Raw genomic sequence first — 13,644 nt, forward strand, 5'->3', positions numbered from 1 at the left:
GCCGGATGGCAGTCCACGTAGTGCCGGACCGGTTCCCAGCGAGGTTCGATGCCCGCCACTGAGATCAGCGACGCTCCTGCCGCTCTTGTCCAGGCCAAACAGCAGATCCGGGCTGAAGCGCTGGCGCGCCGTACGGCGATGACGGCTGTCGAGCGGATCGAGGGGTCCCTTGCCCTGACGGCCCATGTGGGGGGCCTGGAGCTGCGGCCAGGTGAAACAGTCTCCGGCTTCTGGCCGATTCGCGACGAGATCGATCCGCGTCCGCTGATGCATGAACTGGCATCCCGCGGCCATCCTCTTTGCCTGCCCATTGTCGCAAAGCCGCACCTCCTGTTCCGCAAGCTGGACCGGGAAACGAAACTGGTGCCCGCAGGCTTTGGCACGAGCGTGCCCGATGAAGCGTCCCCCCTCATGCGCCCGGACGTCATGCTGGTGCCGCTGGCGGCCTTTGATGCGCGGGGCGGACGGCTGGGGTATGGGAAGGGGCACTACGACACGGCGATTGCGGCGCTGGAGAAAGACGGCCCGATCCTTCGCATCGGGCTTGCCTTTTCCGTCCAGGAAGTGGATCAGGTGCCCACAGAACCGCATGACCAGCTTCTTCATGGCATCCTGACTGAAACCGGGCTGCGCTGGTTTCACACACGAGAGGACCGATGAAGCTTCTGTTTCTGGGTGATCTGGTCGGCCGCGCCGGCCGCACTGCTGCCATTGAGGCTCTGCCGGGCCTGATCGAGGAAAACGGCCTCGATTTCGTCGTGGTGAATGGCGAAAACTCTGCCTCCGGCTTCGGTATCACCGAGCAGATCCTTCAGGATGTGGTGGATGCGGGCGCTGACGTGGTGACCACCGGCAATCACGTCTGGGACCAGCGCGAGACCCTTGTCTATATCGACCGGCAGCCGCGCCTGCTGCGCCCGGTGAACTTTCCGGCGGGCACGCCAGGGCGGGGCATCAACATCTATTCTGCCCGTAATGGAGCGCAGGTGGCGGTCGCCAACGTCATGGGCAGGGTCTACATGGACCCGCTGGATGATCCTTTCGCCGCCGTGGAGCTGGCGATTGCCGATTGTCCGCTCGGGCATGTGGTCGATGCCATCATCATCGACATGCATGCGGAAGCCACCAGCGAGAAGCAGGCCATGGGTCATTTCCTCGATGGCCGCGTCAGCCTCGTGGTCGGCACGCATACTCATGTGCCGACGGCTGACCATCAGATCCTGCCGGGCGGCACGGCCTATATGTCCGACGCGGGCATGTGCGGCGACTATGACAGCGTGCTGGGCATGGAAAAGGAAGAGCCGGTGCAGCGCTTCCTGCGCAAGGTGCCGTCCAACCGGTTTACCCCGGCGCTGGGCGAGGCAACTGTCTGCGGTGTTGCAGTAGAGACGGATGACCGCACGGGTCTTGCCATCGCGGTGGCTCCGTTGCGTCTGGGCGGGCGCCTGGAGCCGGTGATCCCGCACTTCTGGCGCTGACAACAGTGCAGATCCTGCCCTCAGCGCGCAAGAGAAGCCGCAGGGTGTCTGGATTTTAGCCGCGTCATTGCCTATAAGGCTGCCCATTCTTCATGCGCCGGAGCATTGTCTGGTCCTGACGGGCCTTGGCTCTGGCCGTCTCAACTGCCGGGAAGACCATGGCCGGACATTCACAGTTCAAGAACATCATGCATCGCAAGGGCCGCCAGGACGCTGCCCGGTCGAAGCTTTTCTCCAAATTGTCGAAGGAAATCACCGTTGCGGCCAAGCACGGCGATCCGGACCCCGCCTCCAACCCGCGCCTGCGCCTGGCCGTCCAGAACGCCAAGGCTCAGTCGATGCCCAAGGAAAACATTCAGCGGGCCATCAACAAGTCGCAGAGCGGTGATGCTGAGTCCTACGACGAAATCCGCTACGAGGGCTATGGCCCCGGCGGCGTTGCCGTCATCGTCGAGGCGCTGACCGACAACCGCAACCGTACTGCGTCCAACGTGCGTTCCTATTTCACCAAGTGCGGCGGCGCGATGGGCGAAACCGGCTCGGTGTCCTTCATGTTTGACAAGGTCGGCGAGATCATCTACCCGGCCAAGGCCGGTGGTGCCGAGGCTGTTCTGGAAGCGGCCATCGAGGCCGGTGCCGAGGACGTGCAGTCGGATGAAGACAACCACGTCATCATCTGCGCCTTCGAAGATCTGGGCGATGTGTCCAAGGCCCTGGAAGCAACGCTGGGCGAGCCGGAATCGGTCAAGATCGTCTGGAAGCCGCAGAACCTGACACCGGTGGACGCTGACAAGGCCCAGACGCTGATGAAACTCGTCAACATGCTGGAAGATGACGATGACGTTCAGAACGTCTACGCCAACTTCGACATCGACGAGGAAACCATGGCAAGCCTCGCAGGCTGAGCCATTTCTGCCGCGCGAATTCGTGGGAACCCGGCTTCTGGCCGGGTTTTCTTTTGCCTTAACGCCCGAGCCAGCCATCCAGGGCAGGCAGGCTTGTCAGCGCAGCAAGGGCAATGAGGCTGTAGGCGATGCGGCGGTAGAGCTGCGGATTGGCCCGTCCGAAGCCGCGCGCGCCCAGATAAAGCCCGAGGCCATAGACGGCGATGCCGCCAATCGCCAGTGCCACCACCCGGCCGTTGAAAACCCCTGCAATCAGATAGGCCAGCAGGCTTCCTGTTCCTGCCAGCGCGAAGAAGACGATGAGATTGGCGCGGATGACATGCGGTGGATGCGGGCTCGATAGCCAGAAGGCAACCACCGGCGGGCCGGAAACCTGTGATACACCGCCCATGATGCCTGCCGCCACACCCACACCTGCGGAGGTGGCAGGCGAGGGCGTGCCGCTGTAGCGCCAGCCCGAAATCAGCAGGCCGAGCAGCGCCAGCACCACAAGGCAGATCACCCAGCGCAGGATCAGCGGATCGGCACTCACCAGCATCCAAGCCCCCAGATGTACCGAAACAACCGCTGCCAGAACCGCAGGCAGGACCGTGCGCCAGTCACACAGGCGCAGGGCGCGGGGCAGCAGCGGCAGGGTGACGAAGTAGTCCAGCAGCAGAAACGCCCCCGCAGCGGCTGGGGGCGAGAAGAGGGCGGAGGCCACCGGCATGAAGATCATGCCCGCGCCAAAACCGGCAAACCCGCGCACCACGCCTCCGGTGAAGAGAACCACAAGACCGGTGATCAGGGTGGGCCAGCCATAGGTGGTGACGAGGTTCTCCATAATTCTTCAACCCCTGCTCCCAAGGCGCCTGACTGTCCTGACAGATCCCTTGTTGGCGGTGCCCTTGCCGCATCAGATCAGGTTCACGGCATGATGTGTCGGCGTCTCAGAGCGTGGGTGTCACGACAGAATCTCGAGAAATTCTCCTGCATGCCAAATCCCCTGAGTGAGAGAAAGGTCCAACTCCTTATGCCCGGTCAGCGCGGTTTGCAGCCTCGGCCTGTATATCCATGAATTTCTCTTGTTAAAATTACGGTGTATTTGTGAGGCGTCATTTGGGATACGATTTTCTATTTCTGATTGTTTCCTCTAATTCTGTTCTAAATTTTTGTATAATTCGTTAATATTTTATTTTGTTTTGTTTAACTGGTTCGTATTTTGCGAATCTATAAATAATCAGGAAAAAATTAATTTATCGATATTAGTAGTGGTTGCTTCTGATTTTGAGAAATGTTCTCATTTGTTCTGGTGGTGCCGAAATGACGCAAGGTTTTTAAACCTGCTTTTCTTGTACCTTTGGTCCACAAAGAGTGATTGTGCGTACCTGTGCTTCTGTGCCAGCTTCCGGACATGTTATGGGATTGTGGCCGGTTTGGGATCCGTGCCTTGATCTTGTTCGGTGGGAAGTCTGGGGCAACGATGATGAGCAAGATATTTTCTACAGGTGATATTGACTCTGCCCAGTTTGCGGCAAAGAGGTCTGGGGGTGGAAGATCAAATCTTCGCCGCAGAAGTCTGCTGCTGACATCCGCTATTGTTTTTCCTCTGAATGCTCTGTCACTGCCTGTTGCTGGCGCAGTCATCGCATTGTCGCCGATTTATTCCCAGAGAGCAGCGGCTGCCTGTTCTGTAACTGGGACGACGGTGCTCGTATCTTGTGATGCAACCAGTGCAAGTGTGAGCATGACGGCGGGAGACGGCTCGCTGACGGTCGATAGCGAGAGTGTGGCATCTGTCATCTATGCTTCGCCGCAGATCACCGGCATCTACAATCAGACTGTCAACCTTATTGGCACGACGGCAATCAGCCGGGCGGACTACAGCGGCTTGGTCATGCAGTTCGGCACGGACAGCAGCACGCCGCCGCAGGTTATTCCAGTCACGGTCAATGCGACGGTCAACATTGCCTCCGGCGTTACGGCCAGTTCGGGCCCTGCTGGCGGTTTCGGCACGATCTGGGTGAGGAATGACTATGCCGGCAACATAGCCATCGACAACGCCGGAACAGTCTCGCTGCAGGCGCCGGATTCATCAGCAGCTGCCATCAGCGCCACGACCAATCTGGGTGCCGTGACGATTACCAACAGTGGAGCCGTTACCTCCACGGGTGGACGTGGCATCTATGCCGACGGCAACCATAACGGCACGGATCCGGCGACGATTTCGGTTACGAACACCGCAACCGGAACGGTGAGTGCGACGACTGCTGCCATCCGGGTGATCGCCTATAATGGCCTTGCCAGCATCGTGAACGAAGGTGAGGCACGCTCTACCCTGTTTCAGGGTCTGATTGCATGGTCCGCCAATGGCGATGCAACGATCACCAACACCGGCACCGTCACCAGCAACACTGACAATGCCATCTACGCCTCAACGGAGAACGGCACTGCAACGATCACCAACAGCGGGACGGTGACGGCAACGGGTGACAGTTCCCTCGATGGTGACCGGGCTGCGATCCGGGCGCCCGCCGGTTATGCGGGTCTGATCGGTTCGGCATCGGACACAGGTGATATCGTCATCACCAACGAGGCGTCCGGCACCGTCACTGCGAGCCGTGATGCGGCCATTCGGGCAGAGACGCCGCAGGGTAATGTCACCATCATCAATGCTGGCTCGCTTTCCGGTCAAACGGGCATCTATGTTGACAGCGGCCAGGCCAGTGGCCACACCAATGCAACCTCCGCTGCCGTAAACGGCAACATCTCCGTCACGAACAGCGGCACCGTAGCTGCTCAGTCGATTGGTGTCTCGCTCGACGGCACGGCGAATCGCCTGGAAAACAGCGGTACCATCACGGTGACGCAGCTGCACGGCACGGGCGTCGTGACCGGAAACGGTGATACGACGATCATCAACTCCGGCACGATTGCAGCGGCTGATGCTGCAGATACTGCCATCAGCATGGGCAGCGGAACGAACCGGCTTGTGCTGACGGAGACGTCTTCCATCACCGGCATTGTATCTGCGTCTGGCGCCAGCAGCACGCTGGAACTGACCGGCGCCGGAGCGGGCACCTTCAACGCAGGCCAACTGTCTTCTACCGGCCAGTACCGGGGCTTCACGGATCTGGCGAAGTCGGGCACCGGAAACTGGACGCTGACAGGTTCCGGCGGGGGCGTGAGCGGCTCGCTTTCCGTATTGGATGGAACGTTGCAACTGCAGGGCTCCATGACTGCATTGACGGTGACTGTGGAGGGCTCTTCCACCGCATCCTTCGTCACTTCCGGAGCCGGAGCAAGCTGGTCCAGCACTGGCGGCGTGAGAGTCGGGATGACGCCAAACACCGCCGGTTCCCTGGTCATTTCCGGCGGCGCTTCCGCCTTCATCCGCAACACCGGCATCTACACGGGTGCGGGCTCTCAGGTCCTTATCACCGGCCAGAACACCCGCGTCGAGATCGGCAATCCCAACGATCTGTCCCAGGCAGCCTGGTTGAGCCCGGAGGGCGGTTCGGTGACCGTGTCTGACGGTGCCTATCTCTATGCAAGTGGTATCTACGCAGGACCTGGCGGGAGCAATCTCGTCACGATGACGATAACGGGTGCAGGAACGGTCGTGGACGCGGCTGAGCGGATTTACGTCGGCGGTCAGAATGGCAGCCGGGACGTGGACCCGATGAACGGAAATGGCAATCTCACCATTTCCGGCGGGGCCGTTGTCACCACGGCAACCCTTGGCGTCGGCATGGACCCAAAATCGCAAGGCGTTCTGACCGTTACGGGGCAGGGCACCCAGCTCTGGGCCAAAGCAAACAGCACCTATAACGCCCTGGGAAATTTCTACGTTGGTTACAACGGCAATGCCACGGTCACGGTTTCCGATGGAGCCGTCATCAAGGCCGACAATGAGATCCGCGTCGGATATGATTCCCAAGGTTCAGGCAAACTGATCATCGGTGCGGATGCCGGGTCGGCTGCAGTAGCGGCTGGCAGCGTGGACACAGCACGGATCGTCTTCGGTACTGCCGGCGGGTCGCTTGTGTTCAATCACACCAGCCAGAACTACCTGATGTCTCAGGCCATCTCCGGAAATGGCTCGGTAAATGCAGCGGGTGGAACCACGCTCCTCCTTGGCAGCAACAGCTACACCGGCGGAACCCGCATTCAGGGCGGTACACTTCGTTTCACGTCTGATGCAGCGCTGGGCGCGGTGTCGGGAGCCGTGACCTTCGCGGGCGGCGCTCTTTCTGCAGCTGACACGACGACCGTTGCCCGCAGTATAGTCCTTGAAAGCGGCAGCAATACCCTGGACGTGGCCAGTGGCAAGGTGCTGACGGTTTCCGGCACGATCTCGGGCACCGCCGGCTTCACAAAGTCGGGCACTGGCACACTGGCGCTCACGGGCACGAACAGCTACGGCGGGGGCACACGCATTCAGGGCGGCACGCTCAGCTTTACGGGCGATGCCGCGCTCGGCTCCGCAGCCGGAGCGGTTGTTCTGGCTGGCGGTACCTTATCCGCAGGCGAGACGGTGTCGACCGGGCGCAGCATCGCCCTTGAGGGCGGGCAGAACACGCTTGAAGTGACTGGCGGCAAGGTGCTGACGGTTTCCGGTACCATCTCGGGCACTACCGGCTTCACCAAATCCGGCACCGGTACGCTGGTTTTGACAGGCACGAATACCTACACCGGCTTGACTACCATTGCAGACGGTACGCTACAGCTCGGCAACGGTGGTACCTCGGGGTCAATTGTGGGCGATGTCGTGAACAACGCGACACTCATCTTCAACCGCTCTGACAATTACACCTTCTCGGGATCCATCACAGGCAATGGTGCGGTGCTGTTCCAGGGCGGCGGCAAGGTTGACTTTGCTTCCCCGTATCAGGGCGCGGTCACCGTCGGGAATTCGACTGTGACGCTGGAGCAGGGCGTTCAGACCACATCCGTCTTCACCGTCGAAAATGGCGGCAAACTTGGTGGCTCCGGCACAATTGGCGGGCTTGTTGCCAATTCCGGCGCTGTCGTGGCACCCGGCTACTCGCCCGGGACGCTCGTTGTGACGGGCACTGCGAACTTCCTCGGCGGCTCAGTCTATCAGGTGGATGCAACGCCCTCAGGACGGCATGACCTGATCATCGCATCGGGAGCCGTAACTATTGATCCGGCTGCGTCGGTGCAGGTGCTTGGCGAGAGCGGTTTCTACCGGCCGCAGACAACCTATGCCATCATCACCAGCGCGGATGCCGTGAACGGCGCGTTTGGCAACGTGTCCTCCAACTTCGCGCTTCTGTCGCCCACACTGACCTATGATGCGAAGAACGTTTATCTGACGCTGAATTACAACGGTCTCACCCTCGCTGATTTTGCCCGCACGGATAACCAGCGCAGCGCGGCCAATGCTCTGATGGCGCTGCCGGTCGGTGATACGCTCTATGACGCGCTGGCAGTTCTCTCCGGTGCTGAAATTGCTCCGGCGCTCGATCAGCTGTCCGGCGAAGCCTATGCCTCGGCAGGCACCGTCATCCAGCAACAGTCGTCGTACCTGCGTGATGCCGTTGGTACCCGCCTGCGTCAGGGCTTTACAGCACATGAAGCACTTGCGTCGGCCGCAGATGCTGCCGGGCCGCGCAGCTCCAGCATGGGCGGTGAGCACGGTGTCACGATCTGGGCACAGGGCCATGGCGGCTGGGGCAGGGGATTTGATGGCAACAATGCCGCTACCATCTCTTCCAGTCTGGCGGGCTTTCTTGCCGGTGTGGATGCAGGTCTCGGAGAGAATGCCCGCGCCGGTGTCGTGGCGGGCTTCAGCCAGTCCCGCTTTGATGTGACGAGCCGCAATTCGTCTGGTGATATCGACAATTACGAGGTTGGTGTCTATGGCGGTGCCCGCTTTGGCGGCGTTGCGCTGAAGGGCGGCGCGTCCTACGGCTTGCATGACGTGTCGCTCGACCGCTCCATAGCCATCCGTGGCTTCTCTGGCAGCGCACAATCCGGCTACAGGCAGGAAGCTGCACAGGTGTTCGGTGAGGCCTCCTACGGCTTCTCAGCTGGGCAGATCGCACTTGAGCCTTTTGCCGGTCTGGCATTTGTCCATCTGGCTGGCGCCTCCGCGCAGGAAAACGGCAGCCCGGCAGCTCTGACTGTGCGCCTTGAAGACCAGAACACCTTCTACACCTCGCTGGGCATGCGCGCTGCCTCCCAGGTGAACATCATGGGCCGCACCTTTACTCCGTCCGTATCGCTCGGCTGGCAGCATGCCTTCGGAGATATGGCACCGGTCGCCGCCATGCGCTTTGCCAACAGCACATCGCCGTTTGAAGTGAAGGGCGTTCCTCTTGCCCGGAATACGGCCCTGATTGGCCTGGGCCTGTCCCATTCCTTCACGGATCGCGCCTCCGTGCAGGTGAACTACAAGAGCCAGATTTCATCCGAGGCTGTCGAGAATTCCTTCTCGGCGCAGATGTCCCTGAAGTTCTGAGGGGCTGCGGCAGGCACGCCGCTTGATGATGAAGGCTACGCATCAGTGGGGCCGGAGCGGATTTGCCGCTTCGGCCCCACGCTTTTTGAGGCCGGTTGTCCGGGCTAACTCTGTTCAGGCGGGAAAACACAGCTTCCTCGGGGCGTCTGAGGCCAAGCGGGCTGGCGCCGGAGCCGGAGTTTTGTTACCGGTTTGTTCTATGATGCATCCGATTCGAATCCTCGGGATTGATCCCGGCCTGCGCCGCACCGGCTGGGGTCTCATTGAGGCGCTGGGCAACCGGCTGACCTTTGTTGCTGCCGGAACCGTCACGTCTGATGACAAACGGGAACTGGCCGCCCGGCTTGTGCAGCTGCATGACGGGCTGCAGAAGGTCATCGACGACAATGCGCCGCAAGAGGCCGCAGTCGAATTGACCTTCGTCAACAAGGATGCAGGGGCGACGCTGAAACTCGGTCAGGCACGCGGCATTGCGCTGCTGGTGCCTTCGCTGCACGGGCTGGAAGTGGCCGAATATGCGCCCAACCTCGTGAAGAAGACCGTGGTGGGCACGGGACATGCCGAAAAGGATCAGATCCGCCACATGGTGAAGATCCTTCTGCCCAAGGCGCAGTTCGACACGGATGATGCGGCGGATGCCCTGGCAATCGCCATCTGTCACGCGCACCATCGCAAGACCTCGGCGGTGCGGGCAAAGGCTGAGGCATTGGCACGGGGTGCAGCATGATCGGCAAGCTCAAGGGTACGGTCGACAGTTACGGTGACGACCACCTCATTCTCGATGTCCACGGCGTAGGCTATCAGGTGTTCTGCCCCTCGCGGGTGCTTCAGGGACTGCCGGGGGCCGGCGAGGCGGCGGTGCTCTTCATTGAGACCATCGTGCGCGAAGACATGATCCGGCTCTACGGGTTCTCTTCCGAGGCCGAGCGCGAGTGGTTCCGCTTGCTGATGACCGTGCAGGGCGTCGGTGCCAAGGTGGCGCTTGCCGTGCTCAGCGTGCTGAAGGCCAGCGAAGTGGCAACGGCTATTGCGCTGGGTGACAAGGCGGCGCTGGCGCGTGCGCCGGGCGTCGGCAAGCGTGTGGCCGAACGGCTGGTGATCGAGCTCAAGGACAAGGCGCCTGGCTACTCCAGCCTTGATGCGGACACGCTGGCGGTGGCACAGACGGTGAGCGAGAATGTCGCCGCCCGTCCCGTCGCCGAAGCTGTCTCGGCGCTGACCAATCTGGGCTATGCCCAGGCGCAGGCCAGTGCGGCGGTGGCCCGTGCCGTGAAGTCTGCTGGCGAGGATGCGACGACCGAAACGCTCATTCGCCTTGGCCTGAAGGAATTGGCCCAGTAAGAAAGCGGCGGCGGAATGCCGGGACGTTGAGGCGCTGAGGTACCGCGCCCCCGATCTGCTCAAGCTCTCAACGGGCTTGTGCCAATCACTCCGCCACGCGCGGGGTCTGGAGTTGAAAGCGTATGGAGAAGACCGAACGCCTCGTCACGCCGGAAATTCGCGGTGACGAAATCGACACCACCATGCGCCCGCAGGCGCTGGATGATTTTGTCGGCCAGGCGCAGGCGCGAGCCAATCTCAAGGTCTTCATCGGCGCGGCGAAAGCGCGCGGCGAGGCGCTGGATCATGTGCTGTTTGTCGGTCCTCCAGGACTTGGCAAAACAACGCTGGCCCAGATCATGGCCCGCGAACTGGGGGTGAATTTTCGTGCCACTTCCGGGCCGGTCATCGCCAAAGCGGGCGATCTGGCGGCGCTTCTGACCAATCTGGAAGAGCGGGACGTGCTCTTCATCGACGAAATTCACCGGCTCAGTCCGGCGGTGGAGGAAGTGCTCTATCCGGCGATGGAGGATTTCCAGCTGGATCTGATCATTGGTGAGGGGCCAGCCGCCCGCTCGGTGAAGATTGACCTGGCGAAGTTCACGCTGGTGGCCGCCACCACGCGCCTTGGCCTGCTGACGACACCGCTGCGGGACCGCTTCGGCATTCCGGTGCGGCTGGAGTTCTACACGGTCGAGGAGCTGGAACTGATCGTCAACCGTGGGGCCCGCATTCTCGGCATCGGCATGGCTCCTGATGGCGCAAGGGAAATTGCCAAGCGCGCCCGTGGCACACCGCGTATTGCCGGGCGGCTTCTGCGCCGCGTGCGTGATTTCGCCGTCTTTGCCGGCAATGACACGGTGGACCGGGCGATGGCGGACCGGGCATTGTCGCAGCTGGAAGTGGACGGGGCGGGGCTGGACAGTCTCGACCGGCGCTATCTCAATCAGATCGCGCTGAACTTCGGCGGCGGACCGGTGGGCATCGAAACGATTGCAGCTGCCCTGTCCGAACCGCGCGACGCGATTGAAGAGATCGTCGAGCCTTATCTGATCCAGAACGGCTTCCTGCAGCGGACTCCCCGCGGGCGTGTGCTGACAGCCCAAGCTTTCCGGCATCTGGGGCTCGCGGTGCCGCAAAGTGCGTCTGCACCGCAACTTGGCTTGTTTGCGGATGAGTCTGACGTGTGACCTAGAGAAACGTGTCAGGGCCGTTGTTCTATCCTGAGATCTGCAATTTCAGGTGTAGTTTTGGGTAGTATTTCCCGGCCCGGGACCGTATTTTTGCGGGTGATTAAGGTTTCTTTGGGGAAATTTGCCGACGATCCTCCCAGTTCAGGGAGGAACCCCATATGATCCGTAACCGCTTGTCCAACAAGGTTGCCGCGATGTTTTTCGCCGGTGCAGCCATTATGTGCCTTGCCATTGTGATTGTCACGGCACGGCTTGCGGGAGACGTAGCCGACAGCCAGGCGAGCAAGGCACTTTCAAGCGCAACACTCGGTAAATACCGTACGCTGGAACTTGCCCTCGAGCAGCGTGTCGATGCAGCCCGCTTTTTTGCATCGGTGTCCGATGCCAAGGATGCGGTCATGAAAATGACCGCCGGCTGGAAGGTGCTGAAGGAAAATCAGACCGAACAGCTCCGCAAGACCTTTGTCGATGACAACCCGCATGGCCCGGACGAGCGGCATTTGCTGGTCGAATCCACTGTCGGGAACTTCTACGCAAACAATCACAAACCCATCCACATGGCTGTCGGCTCTTTTGTAGATCAGGGGCTGTTCAAGGACATTCAGCTCATCGATCTCGATGGCAACGTCATCTACAGCTACATGAAGGGGGAGGAGTTTGCCCGCAACCTCAATTCGCCCGAACTGCAGGGTGGCCCGCTGACGGCGGCGGCAAAAGCCATTCTGGATATCCCTGAAAGGACAGAGACGGCGCTGCCAAAGGTCACATCCTCAGGCTTCCTTGTTGCAGATGATGGTAATGTTCTCCTGACACTGGCAACCCCTGTCTTCTCGCATGACCGTTTCTTTGGCGTCATCGGCTACACGGTTGATATGACCAAGCTGGCAGGTCTGATTTCGGCCAAGGGCGGCATTGGCGAGACGGAACTTGCCCTGCTTGTGGATGCAACTGGAAATGTCGCGGTGTTCGACGGCGACAAGGCGCCGCAGGCTTTCCGCTTTGATGCCATCCGCTCCGGCGATGGCCTGGTGACGCTGGGCGGCAATGCCTACCGCTACACCGTGACGGATGGCATGAGCGTCGATAAGCCGTTTGGCGTTGGTGCTGCCGTTGAAAGTGCAGAGCTGAACGCGGCAGCGCGTCAGATCACCTGGGGTGCGATCATTGCGGGCATTGCCTGTCTGTTGCCGATCGTTGCCGTCATGTGGTGGCTGACCAGCCGCATGTTTGCGCCGCTGCAGTCTCTGTCGGTGACGGCCCGCCAGATTGCAGATGGTGATCTGTCGGCTGCCATCAATGCTCTGGAAAGAGGCGATGAAATCGGTCAGATGGCCCGTTGCATCGAAGTCTTCAAGGAGAACTCGCTGGAGCGCGAACGGCTGGCCGAAGAGCGCCGTGCCGGGCATGTGGCCCGTGAGCAGCGCGAAAAGCATATTGACGGGCTGATTGCCGGTTTCCGGGAAGAAGCGCAGGCGCTGCTGGCCGAGGTGGAAAGCAATCTCGCCCGTGTGGAGGAAATGTCGGCCATTCTGAGCAGCCGCTCCGATACAGCCTCCCATCGCGGGGCGCAGGCTGCCGGTGATGCGGAGAATGCGTCTTCCAATGTGCAGGCAGTTGCCAGCGCGACGGAAGAGCTGAATGCCTCCATCGAAGAAATTGCGCGTCAGGTCGCGACGACAGCGGATGTTGTTGGCCGGACCACGGCCAATGCCCAGTCGTCGAACCAGAAGATCTCCGGGCTCGCCAATGCCGCAAACAAGATCGGTGAAGTCGTAGACCTGATCCGCGCCATTGCCGAGCAGACCAACCTGCTTGCGCTCAATGCGACCATCGAGGCCGCACGCGCAGGCGAGGCCGGGCGCGGCTTTGCGGTTGTGGCGGCGGAAGTGAAGGAACTGGCGACGCAGACCTCCAAGGCGACGGAAGAGATTTCCGCTCAGATCTCGGCCATCCAGAACTCCACGGCAGAAGCCGTCGAGGAGATTGCCGATGTCACCAACTCGATGGAAGAGGTGAATACCTACACGGCCTCCATTGCCGGTGCGGTGCGCGAGCAGGGTTCGGCGACGGGCGAGATTTCCCGCAATGTTGCCGAAGCAGCGCATGGCACAATGGCAGTGGCCAATGCGGTGGCGTCGCTCAATGCGGATATCTCGGAGAACTCCGGCTCGGCCTCGGCCATGCAGGAAGCAACCCTCTCGATGAAGCAGCAGGCCGAAACACTGCGCCGGTCGGTGGAACGTTTCCTGCGAGAGGTGGCGGCCGCCTGATCTGACGATCTC

At 61.0% G+C, this 13,644-nt stretch carries 9 protein-coding genes; 8 read left to right on the forward strand and 1 reads right to left on the reverse strand.

Annotated features, from left to right (window positions below):
- The first annotated feature begins 48 nt into the window (after window positions 1–48).
- The 3 genes from V6L75_RS12905 to V6L75_RS12915 all read left to right on the forward strand — a co-directional run bounded on the left by V6L75_RS12905 (window position 49) and on the right by V6L75_RS12915 (window position 2,383).
- Window positions 49–660, forward strand: coding sequence for a 5-formyltetrahydrofolate cyclo-ligase (locus tag V6L75_RS12905; RefSeq protein ID WP_334251907.1), 612 nt, complete (start codon window positions 49–51; stop codon window positions 658–660).
- Window positions 657–1,478, forward strand: coding sequence for a TIGR00282 family metallophosphoesterase (locus V6L75_RS12910; protein WP_334251908.1), 822 nt, complete (start codon window positions 657–659; stop codon window positions 1,476–1,478). Before V6L75_RS12905 ends, V6L75_RS12910 begins: the two co-directional genes overlap by 4 nt.
- 158 nt (window positions 1,479–1,636) lie before the next feature.
- Window positions 1,637–2,383 carry a YebC/PmpR family DNA-binding transcriptional regulator gene (locus V6L75_RS12915; RefSeq protein WP_334251909.1) on the forward strand — a complete coding sequence of 249 codons (747 nt, stop codon included), beginning with the start codon at window positions 1,637–1,639 and terminating at the stop codon, window positions 2,381–2,383.
- A 58-nt stretch (window positions 2,384–2,441) separates the two neighbouring features.
- Here V6L75_RS12915 and V6L75_RS12920 read toward each other — a convergent pair whose 3' ends face one another.
- Window positions 2,442–3,206, reverse strand: coding sequence for a sulfite exporter TauE/SafE family protein (locus V6L75_RS12920; RefSeq protein ID WP_334251910.1), 765 nt, complete (start codon window positions 3,204–3,206; stop codon window positions 2,442–2,444).
- Between the two features lie 903 nt (window positions 3,207–4,109).
- Here V6L75_RS12920 and V6L75_RS12925 point away from each other — a divergent pair.
- From V6L75_RS12925 to V6L75_RS12945, 5 genes are all read left to right on the forward strand, one after another.
- On the forward strand, window positions 4,110–8,849 hold the full coding sequence (locus V6L75_RS12925; RefSeq protein ID WP_334251911.1) for an autotransporter domain-containing protein: 4,740 nt from the start codon (window positions 4,110–4,112) through the stop codon (window positions 8,847–8,849).
- 199 nt (window positions 8,850–9,048) lie between these two features.
- A complete protein-coding gene (ruvC, locus tag V6L75_RS12930; RefSeq protein WP_334251912.1) occupies window positions 9,049–9,576 on the forward strand; it encodes a crossover junction endodeoxyribonuclease RuvC in 528 nt (175 codons plus the stop codon).
- A complete protein-coding gene (gene ruvA / locus V6L75_RS12935; protein WP_334251913.1) occupies window positions 9,573–10,190 on the forward strand; it encodes a Holliday junction branch migration protein RuvA in 618 nt (205 codons plus the stop codon). Before ruvC ends, ruvA begins: the two co-directional genes overlap by 4 nt.
- Window positions 10,191–10,312: 122 nt before the next feature.
- Window positions 10,313–11,359: a Holliday junction branch migration DNA helicase RuvB gene (gene ruvB, locus V6L75_RS12940; RefSeq protein ID WP_334251914.1), complete on the forward strand. Its 1,047-nt coding sequence runs from the start codon at window positions 10,313–10,315 to the stop codon at window positions 11,357–11,359.
- A 161-nt stretch (window positions 11,360–11,520) separates the two neighbouring features.
- Entirely contained in the window at window positions 11,521–13,632 is a 2,112-nt protein-coding gene (locus V6L75_RS12945; RefSeq protein WP_334251915.1) for a methyl-accepting chemotaxis protein, read from the forward strand.
- Window positions 13,633–13,644: the final 12 nt, after the last annotated feature.

This window comes from Pannonibacter anstelovis, from assembly GCF_036881715.1.
In the GTDB taxonomy this organism is placed as follows: Bacteria; Pseudomonadota; Alphaproteobacteria; order Rhizobiales; family Stappiaceae; genus Pannonibacter; species Pannonibacter anstelovis.

Coding starts and splice junctions, on each gene's coding strand:
- V6L75_RS12905 (WP_334251907.1), top strand. CDS start 49: ATGCCCGCCACTGAGATCAGCGACGCTCCTGCCGCTCTTGTCCAGGCC.
- V6L75_RS12910 (WP_334251908.1), top strand. CDS start 657: ATGAAGCTTCTGTTTCTGGGTGATCTGGTCGGCCGCGCCGGCCGCACT.
- V6L75_RS12915 (WP_334251909.1), top strand. CDS start 1,637: ATGGCCGGACATTCACAGTTCAAGAACATCATGCATCGCAAGGGCCGC.
- V6L75_RS12920 (WP_334251910.1), bottom strand. CDS start 3,206: ATGGAGAACCTCGTCACCACCTATGGCTGGCCCACCCTGATCACCGGT.
- V6L75_RS12925 (WP_334251911.1), top strand. CDS start 4,110: ATGACGGCGGGAGACGGCTCGCTGACGGTCGATAGCGAGAGTGTGGCA.
- ruvC (WP_334251912.1), top strand. CDS start 9,049: ATGATGCATCCGATTCGAATCCTCGGGATTGATCCCGGCCTGCGCCGC.
- ruvA (WP_334251913.1), top strand. CDS start 9,573: ATGATCGGCAAGCTCAAGGGTACGGTCGACAGTTACGGTGACGACCAC.
- ruvB (WP_334251914.1), top strand. CDS start 10,313: ATGGAGAAGACCGAACGCCTCGTCACGCCGGAAATTCGCGGTGACGAA.
- V6L75_RS12945 (WP_334251915.1), top strand. CDS start 11,521: ATGATCCGTAACCGCTTGTCCAACAAGGTTGCCGCGATGTTTTTCGCC.